This window comes from Citrobacter sp. CK188, from assembly GCF_030333525.1.
Taxonomy (GTDB): Bacteria; Pseudomonadota; Gammaproteobacteria; order Enterobacterales; family Enterobacteriaceae; genus Citrobacter_B; species Citrobacter_B koseri.
On sequence record NZ_JAOWFU010000029.1, the window covers coordinates 176,786 to 195,772 of the forward strand.

The following is an 18,987-nucleotide window of genomic DNA, read 5'->3' on the forward strand; positions in this document are numbered from 1 at the left end:
TTGCTACAGCAAGCTCTTGACGTAGCTGTCAATGTCGCTGATGTATTTTTCTATACCTGGAGCATCTTTCTCACGAATAAGATGTTCCAGCGTTTCACATAACTGCTTGCCGGGTACCAGATTAAGCATAGCAAACACGCCTTTCAGGCGGTGGGCTGTCTGCGCCAGCGCAGCGAAATCACTGGTCGCTGCCTCAGTATACAACCTCTTAACATCATCCGGTACTGTGTCTACAAAGAGCGCGTAATAACCGCTGGCATGAAGTTCGGCGTTTTCATCTCCGCCGAGGGGCGACTCTGGAATCTCTTCCTGCGCCAGTTGCTCTTCTATCAGTTGTAGTACAGCTTCCTGCATAGCGTTGCTCATATTAAAGTTGACGCGCAGTTGGCCAGGACCCATTTTCCGCACGCCTGACTCATCATCGCTTAAAAGCAAGCCGGAGGCAGTAAGATTAGACGGATTATCAGTTAAAAAGAGATCATATTCTTGACTTATTTGCCGATCATCCGGCGTGATGCAGGTGGCTCCCCAGTTTTCCAACTGACGCAACACAATATTGCGCACGTCATTAGAGGTGACGTCAACCATTACGCAAACGTCATCCAGCAAGCGCTCTTCATCATTTACATGCTGGTCATGCGGGGTCATTTTAACATGTACGGTATAGCGCGTCCCCAGCGCATCGCGTGCTTTAATATTCAGATGCCCGCCGAGCTTACGCGCCAGCTGATCGCACAACCAGAAGGTTAACGGATTCGCTTTCCCGTAGCGGTCGCTTTGCGTTTCATTGATATACGGGAAATGGAGATTGTCGATCTCATTGAGCGTCACGCCTTCACCGGTATCCAGAATGCGGAAGGTCAGGCGTTCTTCAGCCGACTCATCCTGATCGACTTCCAGCGTGATTTTCCCAATCTGCGTGGTCGTGACCGCGTACTGGATCAGCAACAGCAGAATGCGGCGCAGGGCGTCACGGTCTCCACGGCGTTCATCGTTGGCGCTAAGGTGGTTTTTGATCAGCAGTTGCAGACCCTTGCGCTTAATCGCAGGCAGAACGTCCGGTACCACTTCGTCAATCAGATCCTGAATGGAGAACAGCGTCGGCTCGCTTTTCCAGGTATCATTCTCCAGAATATTCGCCAGCTGAATTTCATCTATCATACGCACCAGAACATCCGCCTGGTTCGCCAGCTTCTGGCTTTCCGGCGTGTCTGCGGCAGCGGCGTTGATCGCCAGTATCCGCACGGGTTCTTTCAGGGCATTGCCAATATTTTGCATAAACGCGGCGCGGCCCTGCTGGTTTTTCTCATACAGACGCTGCGCCTGCCTGAGCTTCTTGTTCACCAGCACTTCCCGGTCCTGATCGCGAATAATAAAGATCTGCGTGCGAGGGGCGACCTGGCTGCGGAACAGGCGAATTTCATACAACTCGTTATTGATCGTCGCCTGAATGATGCCCTGATGCTGCTCCGCCATGCTGGTGATGTTTTGCAGATTTAAATGCGGCAGCAAATGGTCGGCGATTTTATTGCTGATGACGGTGCGATTGGCCTCCTGGTCATGCACCAGCAGCCCCAGCGGCAGCAGGGAGACGATCTCTTCATTAATCGCGCGCAGAATACGCAGTTCATTATTTGCGGTATTGCTTGTCGCCACTTCCGTTGAACGGCCAGGCTGGTGGCGGAAGGTGGTGTAGCCAAACAGCGCCAGCGCAAGCAAGCCGATATTCAACAGTAACGGCAGCAGGATATTTTGCAGCGTATCAAGCAATAGCGTGCCGAAAGGAACCTGCCAGACCAGCCGCATATCGGTTGAGTTCAGTGCGGAAGAAATCTCAATTTTGGCGCTGTTGAAGCTGATGCTGACGCTGTCTGGAGACTCTTTCTCCGTATTACGTACCGTCGTGGTTGAGGAGTCGGGTTCCAGGCGGAAGCTGTCCAGCGGCATTCCCGGCGGGATCAGGTCGTTGATCGGCAAATCGAACGCCACAACCGTTGCCAGATGCCCCGGCTGATTAAAAGTGGTGCGCAGCGTAAAGTAATGGCCGTTTTGCCACGCCAGACGACGTAACGAAGAGAAGCTTTCGCGTTCATCCAGCGCATTCGCCTGTTGCAGCATCTCCGCCCGACGGGAATCGACAATATTGCCAATCGCAGACTCTTTAAAGCCGGAGGAGAGATCCTTGAGCGGCAGGGTGGAGATGAGAATCAGGCTGTTGTCCTGCCCGTTCAGATAATACATCGACCAGGGCACGTTCTCCGCGCCCCACAGCGTATCAAGATAGGTGGAAATCCGCTGGGTCATTTCCAGCGTTGAGCTGTCATGCGAGCCAAAAATAAGCGCTTCGGTCTTACGGCGCGGTTTTTCAAGGTAGTAGACGTCTTGTTTCAGACGCGTTTCCTGCAAACCCTCGCTCGTGGATGGGCTAGCCGTTGCGGCAATGTTGTCATAGATTTGCCAGGTCACGTAGCGCCAGGTGTCTACGCGCTTATGAATAGCATGGGTGATATCGACAATCTGATAGCTCTTGTCTTTCAGCCAGGCGTTGACCGCGCTTTGCACCATCACGCCCATCGTTACAAGTAACACAATGATCAGTAATAAGAAGAAACGGGTAATGCTTCCCGGCAGAAGGGAGAATCGGGTAGAAACCGTTGTATCAGACTGACTCATTCGTGTTTATGACCTGTTAAAACAACGCTAAAGAGGAAAGGGCAGTATAAAGGGTACTGTGTGAATTTCCATACTCTCGCTCATCAGACATGCTGCATTTTTCTGCCCGCGCCGCGAGGGCGTTTCCCTAAGCAAAACGTGTACAGCGTTGGCGCAGATGTATAAATATAAACACAATGAAATAAAATTTAGCACTAAATAACAAGAAATTATTTGTTGGCATGACTGGTGATTATCACGAGGGGGGTAGTAAACCGTTGTGATTATTTAAATTCGGTAGCACAAGAAGATAAAAGTTGTGTAAAGAAGGGTAAAAAAAACCGAATGCGAGGCATCCGGTTGAAATAGGGGTAAACAGACATTCAGAAATGAATGACGGTAATAAATAAAGTTAATGATGATAGCGCTGACTATTTTAGTTGCGAGTGAAGATTTTGTTTTATCATTCAGTGCTATGATTTTCATGAATGTAATGCATTGAATTATAATGAAAAATAAATATGTTTTGATGATTCGTGCTTATTTGTCCCATTTTTTGCTTTTAAAAAAGTTCCATGCCATTAATAATTTGAAACACCTATGGCGATAAATGAAACATTTTAAAGATTTTAGTATCATATCCGTGTTGGATTATTCTGCATTTTTGCGGAGAATGAAATTGCCGACTGGTTAAGAGGGTTAATCAGTATGCAGTGGCAATAAAAAAGCAAATAAAGGCATATAACAGAGGGTTAATAACATGAAAGTTAAAGTACTGTCCCTCCTGGTACCGGCTCTGCTGGTAGCAGGCGCAGCAAATGCGGCTGAAGTTTATAACAAAGACGGCAACAAATTGGATCTGTTCGGTAAAGTCGACGGTCTGCACTATTTCTCTGATGACGATGGCAACGACGGCGATCAGACCTATATGCGTCTCGGCTTCAAAGGCGAAACCCAGGTTAACGATCAGATCACCGGCTACGGTCAGTGGGAATATCAGATTCAGGGTAACGACGCTGAAACCACTAACAACTCCTGGACCCGTGTGGCGTTTGCTGGTGTGAAATTTGGCGATGCAGGTTCCTTCGACTACGGTCGTAACTACGGCGTAATCTACGATGTAACGGCCTGGACCGACGTTCTGCCGGAATTCGGCGGCGACACCTACGGCGCGGATAACTTCATGCAGCAGCGTGCTAACGGCCTGGCAACCTACCGTAATACTGACTTCTTCGGTCTGGTTGAAGGTCTGAATTTTGCGTTGCAGTATCAGGGTAAAAACGGCAGCGCCAGCGGTGAAAACGACGTTGCGGATGGTCGTAGCCTGCTGAAACAGAACGGCGACGGCTTCGGCGGATCTCTGACCTATGATATCGGCGAAGGCTTCAGCGTTGGTGGTGCAATCACCTCTTCCAAACGTACTGCTGACCAGAATTCGGCTGGCGTATACGGCAGCGGCGATCGTGCGACCGTTTATACCGGTGGTCTGAAATACGACGCTAACAACGTTTACCTGGCAGCGCAGTACTCTCAGACTTACAACGCAACCCGCTTTGGTTCTTCCCAGAACAGCCGTAGCGACTCTTATGGCTTCGCTGATAAAGCGCAAAACTTCGAAGTGGTTGCACAGTACCAGTTCGACTTCGGTCTGCGTCCGTCCGTGGCTTACCTGCAATCTAAAGGTAAGGACATCTCCAACGGCACCACCAACTACGGCGATCAGGATATCCTGAAATACGTTGATGTTGGCGCGACCTACTACTTCAACAAAAACATGTCTACCTACGTTGATTACAAAATCAACCTGCTGGATGACAACACCTTTACCCGTAACGCGGGTATCAGCACTGATGACATCGTTGCTCTGGGCCTGGTTTACCAGTTCTGATTGCGGACAATGTCAACTAAAGGGCCTGCGGGCCCTTTTTTAATGCGTTTTTTACGGCGTACAAATAGCGATTTTTGGTGTACTCTTGCGCGCGTTCGCATGAGGATAATCACGTATGGAAATGACCTTTTGTCGGGCAGCGCTGCTGGCCACGACGATCTTTTTTGTGGGGTGCGATGATGCCCCAAAACCGGCTGATACAGCGTCACCTGCTGCAACCGTACTGGAAGGGAAAACGATGGGCACCTTCTGGCGGGTCAGCGTGGTGGATGTGGACGCCAGCCGTGCTGAGGAATTACGTAACAGAATTCAGACGCAGCTTGATGCCGACGATCAGCTGTTGTCCACGTACAAAAATGACTCGGCGCTGATGCGCTTCAACCATTCGCAAAGTCTTTCTCCCTGGCCGGTTAGCGAAGCAATGGCCGATATCATTACCTCGGCGCTGCGCATTGGCGCGAAAACCGACGGCGCGATGGATATCACCGTGGGGCCGCTGGTGAATCTGTGGGGATTCGGCCCGGAGCAACAGCCGGTTAATGTGCCCACACAGCCGCAGATTGACAGCGCAAAAGCAAAGACCGGGCTGCAACATCTGCGGGTTATCAATCAGGCGCGACAGCAATATCTGCAAAAAGATCTGCCGGATCTGTTCGTCGATCTCTCAACAGTGGGGGAAGGGTATGCGGCCGATCATCTGGCGCGCTTGATGGAACAGGAAGGCATTGCCCGCTATCTGGTCTCCGTCGGCGGCGCCCTGAACAGTCGCGGCATGAATGCGCAGGGGCAACCCTGGCGTGTGGCGATCCAAAAACCGACCGATCAAGAAAACGCGGTACAGGCGATTGTCGATATTAACGGGCATGGCATCAGCACCTCCGGCAGCTACCGTAACTATTACGAACTGGACGGGAAGCGCCTGTCTCACGTCATTGATCCGCAGACCGGGCGTCCCATAGAACACAATCTGGTCTCTGTGACGGTTATCGCCCCGACGGCGCTGGAAGCGGACGGCTGGGATACCGGGTTGATGGTGCTCGGCACGGAAAAGGCCAAAGAGGTGGTGCGCCGGGAAGGGCTGGCGGTGTACATGATCATGAAAGAGGGCGAGGGTTTTAAAACCTGGATGTCGCCGCAGTTCAAAAGCTTCCTCGTGAGTGATAAAAATTAAAAAGCAAGATTTCGGGTTTTCGTGCGCTGACTTACGGACACACTGAGACTAAGCACTATGCTTAATGAAGGAGTCCATGATGAAAAATCTCTCACGCATAAATGACGATGCGCGCTGGCAGTCGGTGCTGGATCGCGATCCTGACGCCGATGGTCAGTTTGTTTTTGCGGTACAGACCACCGGCATCTTTTGCCGACCGTCCTGTCGGGCAAAACACGCGTTGCGGCAAAACGTTCGTTTCTTTGCCAGTGCGGAGCAGGCGCTGGCCGCAGGATTCCGCCCCTGCAAACGCTGCCAGCCAGACAAAGACAACGCCCGACAGCATCAGCTGGATAAAATCACGCACGCCTGTCGTTTACTGGAACAGGATGCCCCCATCACGCTGGACGCCCTGGCGCAGCAGGTGGCAATGAGCCCATTTCATCTGCACCGGTTGTTCAAAGCCACGACGGGAATGACGCCAAAAGCCTGGCAGCAATCCTGGCGCGCCCGCCGTCTGCGCGATGCGCTGGCGAAAGGAGAGACGGTAACGCAGGCGATCCTGAACGCCGGTTTTCCCGACAGCGGCAGTTACTATCGCAAAGCGGATGAGACGCTCGGCATGACGGCGAAGCAGTTTCGTAAGGGCGGCGATAATCTCCCCGTTCGCTATGCCCTCGCGGATTGTGCGCTGGGACGCTGCCTGGTTGCGGAGAGCGAGCGGGGAATCTGCGCGATTTTGCTGGGCGATGATGATGCCGGGCTTATTGCCAGCCTGCATGAACTGTTTCCCGCCGCGCAGGATGAACCCGCTGATCGCCCTTTCCAGCAGCGCGTGCGCCAGGTTATCGCCAGTATTAATGCACGCGATATGCCGCTGTCACTGCCGTTAGATATTCAGGGCACCGCGTTCCAGCAGCAGGTCTGGCAGGCGCTGCGCACGATTCCCTGTGGGGAAACCGTCAGCTATCAGCAGATCGCCAGCGCAATCGGCAAGCCGAAGGCGGTTCGTGCCGTTGCCAGCGCCTGCGGGGCAAATAAACTGGCGATTGTGATCCCGTGCCATCGGGTGGTGCGCGGCGACGGCGCGCTATCGGGTTATCGTTGGGGCGTGGCGCGCAAGGCGCAGCTTCTGCAACGAGAGGCGCGACATGAGGATAAATGATGCTGGACTTATTTGCGGATGCTGAACCCTGGCAAGAGCCGCTGGCGTCCGGCGCGGTTATCTTGCGCCGTTTCGCCTTTCGCGAGGCGCCATCGCTGATTGAGGCCATCGCGGCGGTCGCCGCGCAGTCGCCATTTCGCCAGATGGTGACGCCCGGCGGCTATACCATGTCGGTGGCGATGACAAATTGCGGTCAGCTCGGCTGGACGACGGATCAGCACGGATATCTCTATTCTCCCGTCGATCCGTTAACCGGGCGGCGTTGGCCGCCGCTGCCTGAGGTCTTTACCAGCCTGTGCCATCGCGCGGCGATCGCGGCGGGCTATGCTGATTTTCAGCCGGATGCCTGTCTTATCAATCGCTATACGCCCGGCTCAAAGTTGTCGTTGCATCAGGATAAAGACGAACCGGATCTGCGCGCGCCGATTGTGTCGGTTTCTTTGGGCCTTCCGGCCATTTTTCAGTTTGGCGGCCTGCGTCGTAACGATCCGTTAAAACGCCTTTTGCTGGAGCACGGCGATGTGGTGGTCTGGGGCGGTGAATCGCGACTGTTTTACCACGGCATACAACCGCTTAAAGCGGGCTTTCATCCGCTGACGGCGGACTGTCGTTACAACCTGACGTTTCGCCAGGCGGGTAAAAAAGAATAAAAATAAGAATTATTATTGCTGTCGGCGTTGAGATGTTTAAACTGCGGGCTGTTATTCCTTGCCCGGGTTGTATGAATGGAACTACTTCTTCTTGTCTGGCGGCAGTATCGCTGGCCATTTATCAGCGTGATGGCGCTCAGCCTCGCCAGCGCTGCGCTGGGGATTGGTCTGATTGCCTTTATCAATCAGCGCCTCATCGAAACGGTGGATACCACGCTGATGGTGCTGCCGGAATTTCTCGCGCTGCTGCTTTTACTGATGGCGGTGACGCTGGGCTCCCAACTGGCCTTAACCGCGTTAGGGCACCATTTTGTCTATCGCCTGCGCAGCGAATTTATCAAACGTATTCTGGACACGCAGGTTGAGCGCATCGAACAACTGGGCAGCGCCTCGCTGCTGGCAGGGTTAACCAGTGATATCCGCAACATCACGATCGCGTTCGTGCGCCTGCCGGAGCTGGTTCAGGGGATCATCCTGACGGTGGGTTCCGCCGCGTATCTGGCGATGTTATCCACCAAAATGCTGCTGGTGACGGCAATCTGGATGGCAATCACCATCTGGGGCGGGTTTGTGCTGGTGGCGCGCGTGTATAAGCACATGGCGACGCTGCGCGAAACGGAAGATAAGCTGTATCAGGATTTTCAGACGGTGCTGGAAGGGCGCAAAGAGCTGACCCTGAACCGTGAGCGCGCGGAACATATCTTTAACCATTCGTATATCCCGGATGCGAAAGAGTATCGCCACCATATTATTCGCGCCGATACGTTCCACCTGAGCGCCGTTAACTGGTCAAACATTATGATGCTGGGCGCGATTGGTCTGGTGTTCTGGATGGCGAACAGCCTGGGCTGGGCGGATACCAACGTGGCGGCGACCTATTCGCTGACGCTGCTGTTCCTGCGCACGCCGCTGCTCTCTGCGGTTGGCGCGTTGCCGACGCTGCTCACCGCGCAGGTGGCTTTCAACAAGCTGAATAAATTTTCGCTGGCGCCGTTTAAAGCGGAATTTCCTCGTCCTGACGCCTTTCCTGACTGGAAAACGCTGGAGTTACGCAATGTCGTTTTCCATTATCAGGATAATGCGTTTTCAGTCGGGCCGATCAACCTGACCATCCAGCGCGGGGAACTGCTGTTTCTGATTGGCGGCAATGGTAGCGGGAAATCGACGCTGGCGATGCTGCTGACGGGGCTGTACCAGCCTCAGTCAGGCGAAATTTTACTGGATGGCAAAACGCTTTCCGCAGAGCGTTCTGAGGACTACCGGAAACTCTTTTCCGCTGTGTTTACCGATGTCTGGCTGTTTGATCAACTGCTGGGGCCGGAAGGCAAACCGGCCAAAGCGGAACTGGTGGAAAAGTGGCTTGAGCAACTGAAAATGGCGCACAAGCTGGAGCTACGCGATGGCCGGATTCTGAACCTGAAGCTGTCGAAAGGGCAGAAAAAGCGCGTGGCGTTGCTGCTGGCGCTGGCGGAGGAGCGTGACATCATTCTGCTGGATGAATGGGCCGCCGATCAGGACCCGCATTTCCGCCGTGAATTTTATCAGGTGCTGCTGCCGCTGATGCAGGAGATGGGCAAAACCATCTTTGCGATCAGTCATGACGATCATTACTTTATTCACGCCGATCGCCTGCTGGAAATGCGTAACGGGCAGTTGAGTGAACTGGTCGGCGATGAACGCGACGCCGCCTCCCGCGATGCGGTTGCGCGTACCGCCTGATCCTGTAGGCCGGATAAGGCGTAGCCGCATCCGGCTTAATTGCCCGATGGCGCGACGCTTATCGGGCCTGCCATTCCCTGCATGATGCTGATTTTTTATCCACTCGCGGCGCCGTTTATTGTTATTTACATAACCTCGCGCCATGCTTAATGGCATCTCATTTCATGGATTTATGATTAATGTCCGCAATGACCAAAAACAGCGCCAGACTGCGCGATGAAGAGCGTGCGCGTCTTATCTGGCTGCTCACCACCGATAAAGCGATTATTTCCGCCCTGTCAGGCAAGCTCACCCTGGCTGAGCAATATGATGTCGGTACGCTGGCCGACGATATTGCTGAGGTAGGGGCGCTGGTGGCTCACCTGCCGCCGCCGGACCTGGCGGATACCCTTGAAGCGCTGCCTTCCGAAGAACGTCATGCCTTATGGCGGCTGGTCGAGAATGAAAAACGCGGCAAAGTGCTGCTGGAAGCGTCCGAAAACGTCTGGGATGACCTGATTGATGAAATGACCGACCGCGCGCTGTTGGACGCGCTGCAATACCTCGACATTGACGAACAGATTTATCTCGTTCAGCACCTGCCGCGTAACCTCACCGGGCGACTGCTGGCGACGCTGCCGCCGGAGGAGCGCGCCCGCGTCCGTCAGGTTATGCACTACGAGAAGAATCGCGTCGGGGCGATCATGGAGTTCGAGGTCATCACCGTGCGCCCGGACGTGACGCTGGAGGTGGTGCAGCGCTATTTACGCCGTCTGGGAAAAATGCCGGAAAACACCGACAAACTCTTTGTAACGAACCGGAATAAAATACTGGTCGGCGAGCTGTCTCTGACGCGTATTCTGCTCAGTGACGTGCAGCGTAAAGTCAGCGACGTGATGGATGACGATCCGCTGACCTTTGCCCCGGAAGATATCTCTGAGAATGCGGCGCGCACCTTTGAACGTGACAACCTGGTCAGCGCCGCCGTGATCGATCCTTCCGGCAAACTGATGGGACGCCTGACCATTGATGAGATCGTTGATGTGGTCTACGAAGAAACCGACACCGATCTGCGTCGCATGGGGGGCCTGAGCGCCGAAGAAGATGTCTTTGCGCCCGTCGCCAAAGCGGTAAAAACCCGTTGGGCATGGCTGGCGATAAACCTGTGTACGGCGTTTATCGCCTCCCGGGTGATCGACGGCTTTGAACACACGATCTCGCAACTGGTGGCGCTGGCTTCTCTCATGCCGATTGTCGCCGGGATTGGCGGCAATACCGGGAATCAAACCATTACTATGATTGTTCGCGCGCTGGCGCTGCAAAATATTCAGCCCGGCAACCTGACCTTTCTCATTTTGCGTGAAATGGGGGTGGCGCTGGTCAACGGCCTTGTCTGGGGCGGCATCATGGGCGGCGTGACCTGGTGGCTCTACGACGATATCGCCCTTGGCGGCGTTATGACGCTGGCGATGGTGCTGAATTTACTGGTGGCGGCGCTGATGGGCGTGATCATCCCGATGACGATGGTAAAGCTCGGGCGCGACCCGGCGGTCGGCTCAAGCGTGATGATTACCGCCATTACCGATACCGGCGGTTTCTTTATTTTTCTGGGGCTGGCGACGGTATTTCTGCTTTAACCGCCTGATTACGCCTGATCATCCGTAGCAGCAAAAGCATGGCGATTAGCGATGCGGGAATGCTGTTGTCTCGTTAATTGTCAATAACCTTATAAATATTCAACGTATTACTAACGTTTTTAAAATCTTAATATAATTTATAAACAATATTTAAATCTTTTACCTGAAGTGTTAACGTTGATGCCGCTCGATTTTCACCTGCAAAAAGCAAAAAAAACGATACTAAAAGTAAGGCATTAACATTATGAAAAAAGTGACTGCCATGCTCTTCACCATGGCTGTGGGGCTGAATGCTGTCTCGATGGCGGCAAAAGCGAAAGCGACCGAAGAGCAGGAAACGGATGTACTGTTGATTGGCGGCGGCATCATGAGCGCCACGTTGGGAACCTATTTGCAGGAGCTGGAACCGGAGTGGTCAATGACCATGGTTGAGCGACTGGATGGGGTTGCACAGGAGAGTTCTAACGGCTGGAACAACGCCGGAACAGGCCACTCCGCGCTGATGGAACTGAACTACACGCCGAAAAAAGCCGATGGTTCCGTCAGCATCGAAAAGGCAGTCGACATTAACGAAGCCTTCCAGGTTTCCCGCCAGTTCTGGGCGCATCAGGTACAGAGCGGCGTTCTGCACGAACCACACTCGTTTATCAATACCGTTCCGCACATGAGCTTTGTCTGGGGCGATGATAACGTCAATTTCCTGCGCGCCCGCTATACCGCGTTGCAGCAGAGCACGCTGTTCCGCGGTATGCGTTACTCCGAAGATCATGCGCAAATTAAAGAGTGGGCGCCGCTGGTCATGGAAGGTCGCGACCCGAAACAGAAGGTTGCCGCGACCCGCACTGAAATTGGTACTGACGTGAACTACGGGGAAATCACGCGTCAGCTGGTGGCATCGTTGCAGAAAAAACCGAACTTTGCGCTGCAACTGAATACCGAAGTCCGTGGATTTAAACGTAACGCGGATAACTCCTGGACCGTGATCGTCGCCGATCTGAAAAACGGTGAAGCAGAACATGCGATTAAGGCGAAATTTGTCTTTATCGGTGCGGGCGGCGCGGCGCTGAAGCTGTTGCAGGAGACGGGCATTCCTGAAGCAAAAGATTACGCGGGATTCCCGGTTGGCGGCCAGTTCCTGGTTTCAGAGAACCCGGACGTGGTTAACAACCACCTGGCGAAGGTATACGGCCAGGCGTCGGTCGGCGCGCCGCCGATGTCCGTACCGCACATCGATACCCGTATCCTGGATGGTAAACGCGTCGTGCTGTTTGGGCCGTTCGCCACGTTCTCCACGAAGTTCCTGAAAAACGGTTCGCTGTGGGATCTGCTGAGTTCGACCACGACCTCTAACTTTATGCCGATGGTCAACGTAGGGATGGATAACTTCGATCTGGTGAAATACCTGATTAGCCAGGTGATGCTGAGCGATGATGAACGCTTTGAAGCGCTGAAAGAGTACTATCCGCAGGCGAAGAAAGAAGACTGGCGTTTGTGGCAGGCGGGCCAGCGCGTGCAGATCATCAAGCGTGATGAAGACAAGGGCGGCGTACTGCGTCTGGGCACTGAAGTGGTCAGCGACAAAGACGGTACGATTGCCGCGCTGCTGGGCGCGTCTCCGGGGGCATCCACTGCTGCGCCGATCATGCTGCATCTGATGGAAAAAGTGTTTAAAGAGAAAGTGGCCAGCCCGGAATGGCAGGCGAAGCTGAAAACGATTGTTCCGTCTTACGGGACTAAGCTGAATGGCAATATTGAGGCCACGGAACAAGAGCTGCAATACACCAGCGACGTTCTGGGGCTGAAATATGACAAGCCGCAGGTGGTGGATGAAGCGCCAAAACCGCAGCTTAAGCCGCAGGCTCAAGCGCAGCCAGCGCATAAAGCTGTCGCGGATATCGCGCTGTAAAAACGTATTGCGGCATGCCGGATGGCGCTGCACTTATCCGGCCTACAACGAGCATTATGTAGGCCAGATAGGCGGTACGCCGCCATCCGGCAAAACGTTCCTTAACGCGCCACTGCGTCTTGTACTTTATCTTCCGCTTTCCAGATACGGTATTTCACCTCTACGTTAGTCGGGGTGTACACCACGATCGGCAGCTTGCTGTTATAACGCACCATTCCGGCATCGCCCAGATAGGCCGTCACAAACTTCTGCTCTTTCTTGCCATCCGGGCAGGCCATCATGGTAGAAACCGGGGAAGTCACTTTATCAAAAACGTAGTAGTCGTAACCCCAGCCTTCCAGCGTTTTGCTCGCCAGTTCGCCGCCAAGACGGTGATGGTTGCAATCCACTTCCAGCGTCTGGCCGATCAGCAGTTCCACTTTCAGGGTAGACTCATCTTCCTGGGGAGTAAGCTGGATAACCTGGCGCTTCATCCCTTTTTCCGCTTTCGGATACGGCGCGATTTTTTCCAGAGGTTGCGTATTGGCATCGCTGGTCGCCGCCCATGCGGAGGTACTGGCGAAAGCCGCTAACAGTACGGCAGGTACAATTGTCTTCATTTTCGAGTTCACAGCGTTTCCTTTCTTCTGTCTTCTGAACGATTCCCGGCAGGTTAACACATTCATATTGGCTATTAATCTAAATTTACTTATATTTTAAGATGGTTAATTGAGTGTTTACTTGTTTGATAGCGATATATTCCATTTCTTACACGTTAAATAGGATTATTCTCCAATTAAGCCTTTCGTTATATACTTATTGATATAACCCTTTGAAATGTGAACAAAAGCACATTCAGATACGCTAACCCCACACTCTTTTGATCCGGCGACAGCATTTACCCCAATCGGGGTATGCACCTCTAACACATCCTGAAATATCTTACCGATCATAATAATGACTTAGTGGTAGTGCGGTTTATTTAGTCGTTCACCTTCCGGTGTGAGCGTCGTGATGGAAGGGCGATGTCATGGTTGATCTATCCCGTCGAGGAATACTGACAGGCAGTTGGCGCAAAGCCAACAGTGGGCTCCGTCCGCCCTGGTCTGGGGACGAATCACACTTCCTGACGCACTGCATCCGTTGCGACGCCTGCATTCAGGCATGTGAAACCGACATTTTACAGCGGGGGCAGGGCGGCTATCCGGGCGTTAATTTTAAGCAGGGTGAATGCAGCTTTTGTTATGCCTGCGCGCAAGCCTGTCCTGAATCACTCTTCCTTCCGCGCCACACCAGGGCCTGGGATCTGAACTTTACGATTGGGCAGAATTGTCTGGCGTATCAGTCCGTTGAGTGTCATCGCTGCCAGGATAGCTGCGAACCACTGGCGATAACGTTTCGCCCCACGCTGTCAGGCATTTATCAGCCGCAACTCGACAATCAGGCATGCAGCGGATGCGGGGCGTGTGTCGCCATTTGCCCGACATCAGCGATCAATGCGGAGTACAACCATGCAGCACAGTAACTGGCAGGTCTGTAGCCTGGTCGTCCAGGCCAAAAGTCAGCACATCACCGACATCAGCACGCAATTGCACCAGTTTCCGGGCTGTGAAGTCGCGCTGAGCGATGTCGACAGCGGTCAGTTGATCGTGGTGGTGGAAGCAGAACACAGCGGAACGCTGATGCAAACAATTGAGTCGGTACGCAACGTTGCGGGCGTGCTGGCGGTGTCGCTGGTTTATCACCAGCAGGATGAGCAAGGTGAGGAAACACCATGAAACTCAGTCGTCGTAGCTTTATGAAAGCTAACGCCGTTGCGGCCGCTGCGGCGGCTGCCGGGCTAAGCGTGCCGGGCGTCGCCCGCGCAGTGGTTGGTCAGCAGGAAGCCATCAAATGGGACAAAGCCCCGTGCCGTTTTTGCGGAACGGGTTGCGGCGTGCTGGTCGGTACTCAGCAGGGCCGTATTGTGGCCTGTCAGGGCGATCCTGATGCGCCGGTCAACCGTGGCCTTAACTGCATTAAGGGCTACTTCCTGCCCAAGATCATGTATGGCAAAGATCGTTTAACGCAGCCGATGCTGCGCATGAAAGACGGCCAGTACAACAAAGAAGGCGAATTTACCCCAATCAGTTGGGATCAGGCCTTCGATGTGATGGAAGAGAAATTTAAGGCCTCCCTGAAAGAAAAAGGGCCGGAAGCGATTGGTATGTTTGGTTCCGGGCAGTGGACGGTCTGGGAAGGTTATGCCGCCGCGAAGCTGTTCAAAGCCGGTTTCCGTTCCAACAATATCGACCCGAACGCGCGCCACTGCATGGCGTCGGCGGTGGTGGGCTTCATGCGTACTTTTGGTATGGATGAGCCGATGGGGTGCTACGACGATATCGAACAAGCCGACGCCTTTGTGCTATGGGGCTCTAACATGGCGGAGATGCACCCGATCCTGTGGTCGCGCATCACCAACCGCCGTCTGTCCGATCCGAACGTTAATGTCGCGGTTCTCTCAACCTTCCAGCATCGTAGCTTTGAGCTGGCGGATAACGGCATCGTCTTTACGCCGCAAAGCGATCTGGTGATCCTCAACTATATCGCCAATTACATCATTCAAAATAATGCGATAAATCAGGATTTCTTCAACAAATACGTCAACCTGCGTAAAGGGACGACCGACATCGGTTATGGCCTGCGTCCAACGCATCCGCTGGAAAAAGCGGCGAAGAATCCGGGCTCCGACGCCTCTGAGCCGATGAGCTTCGACGAGTACAAAGCGTTTGTCGCGGAGTACACGCTGGAGAAAACCGCAGAAATGACCGGCGTGCCGAAAGATCAGCTGGAGCAGCTGGCGCAGCTGTATGCCGATCCGAAGAAAAAAGTGATCTCCTACTGGACGATGGGCTTTAACCAGCATACGCGTGGCGTATGGGCCAACAACCTGGTGTATAACCTGCACCTGTTGACCGGCAAGATCTCCCAGCCAGGCTGTGGTCCGTTCTCCCTGACCGGTCAACCTTCCGCCTGTGGTACGGCGCGTGAAGTTGGGACATTCTCCCACCGCCTGCCTGCGGACATGGTGGTCACTAATGAAAAACACCGTGATATCTGCGAAAAACACTGGCAGATCCCAACGGGCACCATCCCGGCGAAAATCGGTCTGCACGCCGTAGCGCAGGATCGTGCGCTGAAAGACGGCAAGCTGAACGTCTACTGGGTGATGTGCAACAACAACATGCAGGCCGGGCCGAACATCAATGAAGAGCGTATGCCGGGCTGGCGCGATCCGCGTAACTTCGTCATCGTCTCCGATCCGTACCCGACCGTCAGCGCGCTGGCCGCTGACCTGATTCTGCCAACGGCGATGTGGGTGGAGAAAGAAGGAGCCTACGGTAACGCTGAGCGTCGTACCCAGTTCTGGCGTCAACAAATTAAAGCGCCGGGTGAAGCGAAATCAGACCTGTGGCAGCTGGTGCAATTCGCTCGTCGTTTCAAAACGGAAGAGGTCTGGCCGGAAGATCTGCTGGCGCAAAAACCAGAACTGCGCGGCAAAACCCTCTACGACGTTCTGTTTGCCACGCCTGCGGTCAGCAAATTCCCGCTGACCGATCTGGCGGAAGACCAGCTGAACGATGAATCCCGTGAGCTGGGTTTCTACCTGCAAAAAGGGCTGTTTGAAGAGTACGCCTGGTTTGGTCGCGGACACGGCCACGATCTCGCGCCGTTCGATGATTATCACAAAGCGCGCGGTTTGCGCTGGCCGGTGGTTGATGGTAAAGAGACCCAGTGGCGTTACAGCGAAGGCCATGACCCGTATGTCAAAGCGGGAGAAGGCTACAAGTTTTACGGTAAGCCGGACGGCAAAGCGGTGATTTTCGCCCTGCCGTTTGAACCCGCCGCGGAAGCGCCGGATAAAGAGTATGACCTGTGGCTCTCTACCGGTCGCGTACTGGAGCACTGGCACACCGGCAGCATGACGCGCCGCGTGCCTGAGCTGCATCGCGCCTTCCCGGAAGCGGTGCTCTTTATTCATCCGCTGGACGCGAAAACGCGCGACCTGCGCCGTGGCGATAAGGTCAAAGTCATCTCCCGCCGTGGGGAAGTGATTTCGGTTGTTGAAACGCGCGGGCGTAACCGTCCGCCGCAGGGACTGGTGTACATGCCGTTCTTCGACGCCGCACAGCTGGTGAACAACCTGACGCTGGATGCGACGGACCCGCTCTCTAAAGAGACGGATTTCAAGAAGTGCGCCGTCAAACTGGCGAAGGTGTAACACACCATGTCCCGGTCAGCGAAACCCCAAAATGGCCGCCGCCGCTTTTTGCGCGATATGGTTCGCACGGCAGGCGGGCTGGCTGCCGTTGGCGTGGCGCTGGGGTTACAGCAGCAAACCGCTCGCGCAACGGGCGTGCGGTTGCGCCCGCCGGGGGCATTGGGTGAAGACGCGTTCGCCAGCGCCTGCGTGCGCTGCGGGCAGTGCGTTCAGGCATGTCCGTATGACACCCTGAAGCTGGCGACGCTGGCTTCGGGTTTGTCTGCCGGTACGCCTTACTTTGTCGCCCGCGATATTCCCTGCGAAATGTGTGAAGACATTCCATGCGCCAAAGTTTGCCCCAGTGGGGCGTTGGATCGAGAGATCGAATCCATTGACGATGCGCGCATGGGGCTGGCGGTACTGCTGGACCAGGAGAACTGCCTTAACTTCCAGGGACTGCGCTGCGACGTTTGTTATCGCGAGTGCCCAAAAATCGATGAGGCGATCACGCTGGAGCTGGATCGCAATATGCGTACCGGCAAACATGCGCGCTTTCTTCCCACCGTTCACAGCGACGCCTGCACCGGCTGCGGTAAGTGCGAAAAAGTCTGTGTGCTGGAACAACCGGCGATAAAAGTGTTGCCGCTGTCGCTGGCGAAAGGGGAGTTGGGGCACCACTACCGCTTCGGCTGGCTGGAGGGGAAAGATGGCAAATCGTAAACGCGATGCCGGGCGCGAAGCGCGAGCGAAAAAAGGCTGGTGGCGCAGCCATCGCTGGCTGATTTTGCGGCGGATAAGTCAGTTTCTGGTGCTGGGAATGTTTCTCAGTGGCCCGTGGGCGGGCGTCTGGATTCTGCACGGTAACTACAGCAGTAGCTTGTTGCTGGATACCATTCCTTTAACCGACCCGCTGATAACGTTGCAAAGCCTTGCCAGCGGGCATTTACCTGCCGCCGTTGCGCTGACTGGCGCCGCCATTATTACGGTGCTGTATGCCCTGGCAGGAAAGCGATTATTTTGCAGTTGGGTCTGTCCGCTGAACCCAATTACCGATTTTGCGAACTGGCTACGCAGAAGGTTTGACCTGAATCAGTCCGCAACGATTCCGCGTCATATACGGTACGTCCTTCTGGTTGTCGTGCTGGTGGGATCGGCGCTAACCGGAACGCTACTGTGGGAATGGATAAACCCGGTTTCCCTGCTGGGGCGTAGCCTGGTGATGGGATTCGGTAGCGGTGCACTGCTGATTATCGCTCTGTTTTTATTTGATTTACTGGTCGTTGAACACGGCTGGTGCGGACATATCTGCCCTTTGGGCGCGTTGTATGGCGTGCTGGGAAGTAAAGGCGCGCTAACGGTGGCGGCGAAAGATCGCGAGAAATGTAACCGCTGTATGGATTGTTTTCATGTTTGCCCGGAACCGCACGTCCTGCGTGCGCCGGTGCTGGATGAGCAAAGCCCGGTGCAGGTCACCAGCCGCGATTGCATGACGTGCGGTCGCTGCGTGGATGTCTGTTCTGAGGACGTATTTACAATAACAACACGATGGAGTTCGGGAGCGAAATCATGAAAAGCCATGACCTGAAGAAAGCGCTGTGTCAATGGACGGCCCTGCTTGCCCTGGTGGTGAGTGGTGCGGTTTGGGCAGCAAACGGAGTGGATCTGAGCCAGTCGCCGGAAGTTTCGGGGACGCAGGAAGGGGCGATTCGCATGCCGAAAGAGCAGGAACGTATGCCGCTGAACTATGTTAATCAGCCGCCGATGATCCCGCATAGCGTTGAAGGTTATCAGGTAACGACCAATACCAACCGCTGCCTGCAATGTCATGGTGTGGAAAGCTACCGTACGACCGGCGCGCCGCGTATTAGCCCAACGCACTTTATGGACAGCGACGGCAAAGTTTTAGGCGAAGTCGCGCCGCGTCGTTACTTCTGTTTGCAGTGCCATGTGCCGCAGGCGGATGCCGCGCCGATCGTGGGTAATACCTTTACCCCGTCGAAAGGTTACGGGAAATAAGAG

General features: G+C 54.4%; 16 protein-coding genes. 13 read left to right on the top strand and 3 right to left on the bottom strand.

All coding sequences use genetic code 11. The annotated features are described in order from the left end of the window. Nucleotides 1-3 precede the first annotated feature (3 nt). Complete coding sequence (gene rcsD / locus OGV67_RS06160) at nucleotides 4-2,673, bottom strand: phosphotransferase RcsD (protein WP_071260253.1); 2,670 nt, start codon at nucleotides 2,671-2,673, stop codon at nucleotides 4-6. Nucleotides 2,674-3,412: 739 nt separating this feature from the next. Between rcsD and OGV67_RS06165 the strand changes: the two genes are divergently transcribed. From OGV67_RS06165 to mqo, 7 genes are all read left to right on the top strand, one after another. Next, entirely contained in the window at nucleotides 3,413-4,540 is a 1,128-nt protein-coding gene (locus tag OGV67_RS06165) for a porin OmpC (protein ID WP_012131537.1), read from the top strand. 115 nt (nucleotides 4,541-4,655) lie between these two features. Next, a complete protein-coding gene (apbE, locus tag OGV67_RS06170) occupies nucleotides 4,656-5,711 on the top strand; it encodes an FAD:protein FMN transferase ApbE (RefSeq protein WP_283312944.1) in 1,056 nt (351 codons plus the stop codon). Between the two features lie 79 nt (nucleotides 5,712-5,790). After that, a complete protein-coding gene (gene ada, locus OGV67_RS06175; RefSeq protein ID WP_101744033.1) occupies nucleotides 5,791-6,855 on the top strand; it encodes a bifunctional DNA-binding transcriptional regulator/O6-methylguanine-DNA methyltransferase Ada in 1,065 nt (354 codons plus the stop codon). Next, on the top strand, nucleotides 6,855-7,505 hold the full coding sequence (gene alkB / locus OGV67_RS06180; RefSeq protein ID WP_115614670.1) for a DNA oxidative demethylase AlkB: 651 nt from the start codon (nucleotides 6,855-6,857) through the stop codon (nucleotides 7,503-7,505). The genes ada and alkB overlap by 1 nt, the downstream gene beginning before the upstream one ends. A gap of 75 nt (nucleotides 7,506-7,580) precedes the next feature. Then, nucleotides 7,581-9,224, top strand: coding sequence for a multidrug ABC transporter permease/ATP-binding protein (locus OGV67_RS06185; RefSeq protein WP_115614671.1), 1,644 nt, complete (start codon nucleotides 7,581-7,583; stop codon nucleotides 9,222-9,224). A 179-nt stretch (nucleotides 9,225-9,403) separates the two neighbouring features. Then, nucleotides 9,404-10,840: a magnesium transporter gene (gene mgtE, locus OGV67_RS06190; RefSeq protein WP_047462415.1), complete on the top strand. Its 1,437-nt coding sequence runs from the start codon at nucleotides 9,404-9,406 to the stop codon at nucleotides 10,838-10,840. Nucleotides 10,841-11,084: 244 nt separating this feature from the next. After that, nucleotides 11,085-12,746: a malate dehydrogenase (quinone) gene (mqo, locus tag OGV67_RS06195; RefSeq protein ID WP_115614672.1), complete on the top strand. Its 1,662-nt coding sequence runs from the start codon at nucleotides 11,085-11,087 to the stop codon at nucleotides 12,744-12,746. Nucleotides 12,747-12,847: 101 nt separating this feature from the next. Here the strand turns inward: mqo and eco are convergent, their stop codons facing one another. After that, nucleotides 12,848-13,345 (bottom strand): serine protease inhibitor ecotin, encoded by a 498-nt coding sequence (eco, locus tag OGV67_RS06200; RefSeq protein WP_115615332.1) that lies wholly within the window; start codon nucleotides 13,343-13,345, stop codon nucleotides 12,848-12,850. Between the two features lie 165 nt (nucleotides 13,346-13,510). Continuing rightward, the gene (gene yojO / locus OGV67_RS22145; protein WP_487490358.1) at nucleotides 13,511-13,678 is read right to left on the bottom strand and encodes a protein YojO; all 168 of its coding nucleotides are present in this window, start codon (nucleotides 13,676-13,678) and stop codon (nucleotides 13,511-13,513) included. Between the two features lie 77 nt (nucleotides 13,679-13,755). Between yojO and napF the strand changes: the two genes are divergently transcribed. The 6 genes from napF to napB are packed head-to-tail and all read left to right on the top strand — an operon-like array spanning nucleotide 13,756 to nucleotide 18,984. Next, nucleotides 13,756-14,250: a ferredoxin-type protein NapF gene (gene napF, locus OGV67_RS06205; protein ID WP_024130164.1), complete on the top strand. Its 495-nt coding sequence runs from the start codon at nucleotides 13,756-13,758 to the stop codon at nucleotides 14,248-14,250. Then, nucleotides 14,237-14,503, top strand: coding sequence for a chaperone NapD (gene napD, locus OGV67_RS06210; protein WP_012131547.1), 267 nt, complete (start codon nucleotides 14,237-14,239; stop codon nucleotides 14,501-14,503). The genes napF and napD overlap by 14 nt, the downstream gene beginning before the upstream one ends. Continuing rightward, nucleotides 14,500-16,986, top strand: a complete 2,487-nt coding sequence (napA, locus tag OGV67_RS06215) for a nitrate reductase catalytic subunit NapA (protein ID WP_115614673.1) — start codon at nucleotides 14,500-14,502, stop codon at nucleotides 16,984-16,986. Before napD ends, napA begins: the two co-directional genes overlap by 4 nt. A gap of 6 nt (nucleotides 16,987-16,992) precedes the next feature. After that, nucleotides 16,993-17,688, top strand: coding sequence for a ferredoxin-type protein NapG (napG, locus tag OGV67_RS06220; protein WP_058667724.1), 696 nt, complete (start codon nucleotides 16,993-16,995; stop codon nucleotides 17,686-17,688). Continuing rightward, nucleotides 17,675-18,538: a quinol dehydrogenase ferredoxin subunit NapH gene (gene napH / locus OGV67_RS06225; RefSeq protein WP_012131550.1), complete on the top strand. Its 864-nt coding sequence runs from the start codon at nucleotides 17,675-17,677 to the stop codon at nucleotides 18,536-18,538. The genes napG and napH overlap by 14 nt, the downstream gene beginning before the upstream one ends. Continuing rightward, on the top strand, nucleotides 18,535-18,984 hold the full coding sequence (gene napB / locus OGV67_RS06230; protein ID WP_024130166.1) for a nitrate reductase cytochrome c-type subunit: 450 nt from the start codon (nucleotides 18,535-18,537) through the stop codon (nucleotides 18,982-18,984). Before napH ends, napB begins: the two co-directional genes overlap by 4 nt. The last annotated feature ends 3 nt before the right edge of the window (nucleotides 18,985-18,987 follow it).

Excerpts from the sequence above, each read along its gene's own strand:
- ada (WP_101744033.1), top strand. The coding sequence starts at position 5,791 with ATGAAAAATCTCTCACGCATAAATGACGATGCGCGCTGGCAGTCGGTG.
- napH (WP_012131550.1), top strand. The coding sequence starts at position 17,675 with ATGGCAAATCGTAAACGCGATGCCGGGCGCGAAGCGCGAGCGAAAAAA.
- OGV67_RS06185 (WP_115614671.1), top strand. The coding sequence starts at position 7,581 with ATGGAACTACTTCTTCTTGTCTGGCGGCAGTATCGCTGGCCATTTATC.
- napB (WP_024130166.1), top strand. The coding sequence starts at position 18,535 with ATGAAAAGCCATGACCTGAAGAAAGCGCTGTGTCAATGGACGGCCCTG.
- napA (WP_115614673.1), top strand. The coding sequence starts at position 14,500 with ATGAAACTCAGTCGTCGTAGCTTTATGAAAGCTAACGCCGTTGCGGCC.
- apbE (WP_283312944.1), top strand. The coding sequence starts at position 4,656 with ATGGAAATGACCTTTTGTCGGGCAGCGCTGCTGGCCACGACGATCTTT.
- alkB (WP_115614670.1), top strand. The coding sequence starts at position 6,855 with ATGCTGGACTTATTTGCGGATGCTGAACCCTGGCAAGAGCCGCTGGCG.
- napD (WP_012131547.1), top strand. The coding sequence starts at position 14,237 with ATGCAGCACAGTAACTGGCAGGTCTGTAGCCTGGTCGTCCAGGCCAAA.
- rcsD (WP_071260253.1), bottom strand. The coding sequence starts at position 2,673 with ATGAGTCAGTCTGATACAACGGTTTCTACCCGATTCTCCCTTCTGCCG.
- mqo (WP_115614672.1), top strand. The coding sequence starts at position 11,085 with ATGAAAAAAGTGACTGCCATGCTCTTCACCATGGCTGTGGGGCTGAAT.
- napG (WP_058667724.1), top strand. The coding sequence starts at position 16,993 with ATGTCCCGGTCAGCGAAACCCCAAAATGGCCGCCGCCGCTTTTTGCGC.
- napF (WP_024130164.1), top strand. The coding sequence starts at position 13,756 with ATGGTTGATCTATCCCGTCGAGGAATACTGACAGGCAGTTGGCGCAAA.
- eco (WP_115615332.1), bottom strand. The coding sequence starts at position 13,345 with ATGAAGACAATTGTACCTGCCGTACTGTTAGCGGCTTTCGCCAGTACC.
- OGV67_RS06165 (WP_012131537.1), top strand. The coding sequence starts at position 3,413 with ATGAAAGTTAAAGTACTGTCCCTCCTGGTACCGGCTCTGCTGGTAGCA.
- mgtE (WP_047462415.1), top strand. The coding sequence starts at position 9,404 with ATGTCCGCAATGACCAAAAACAGCGCCAGACTGCGCGATGAAGAGCGT.
- yojO (WP_487490358.1), bottom strand. The coding sequence starts at position 13,678 with ATGATCGGTAAGATATTTCAGGATGTGTTAGAGGTGCATACCCCGATT.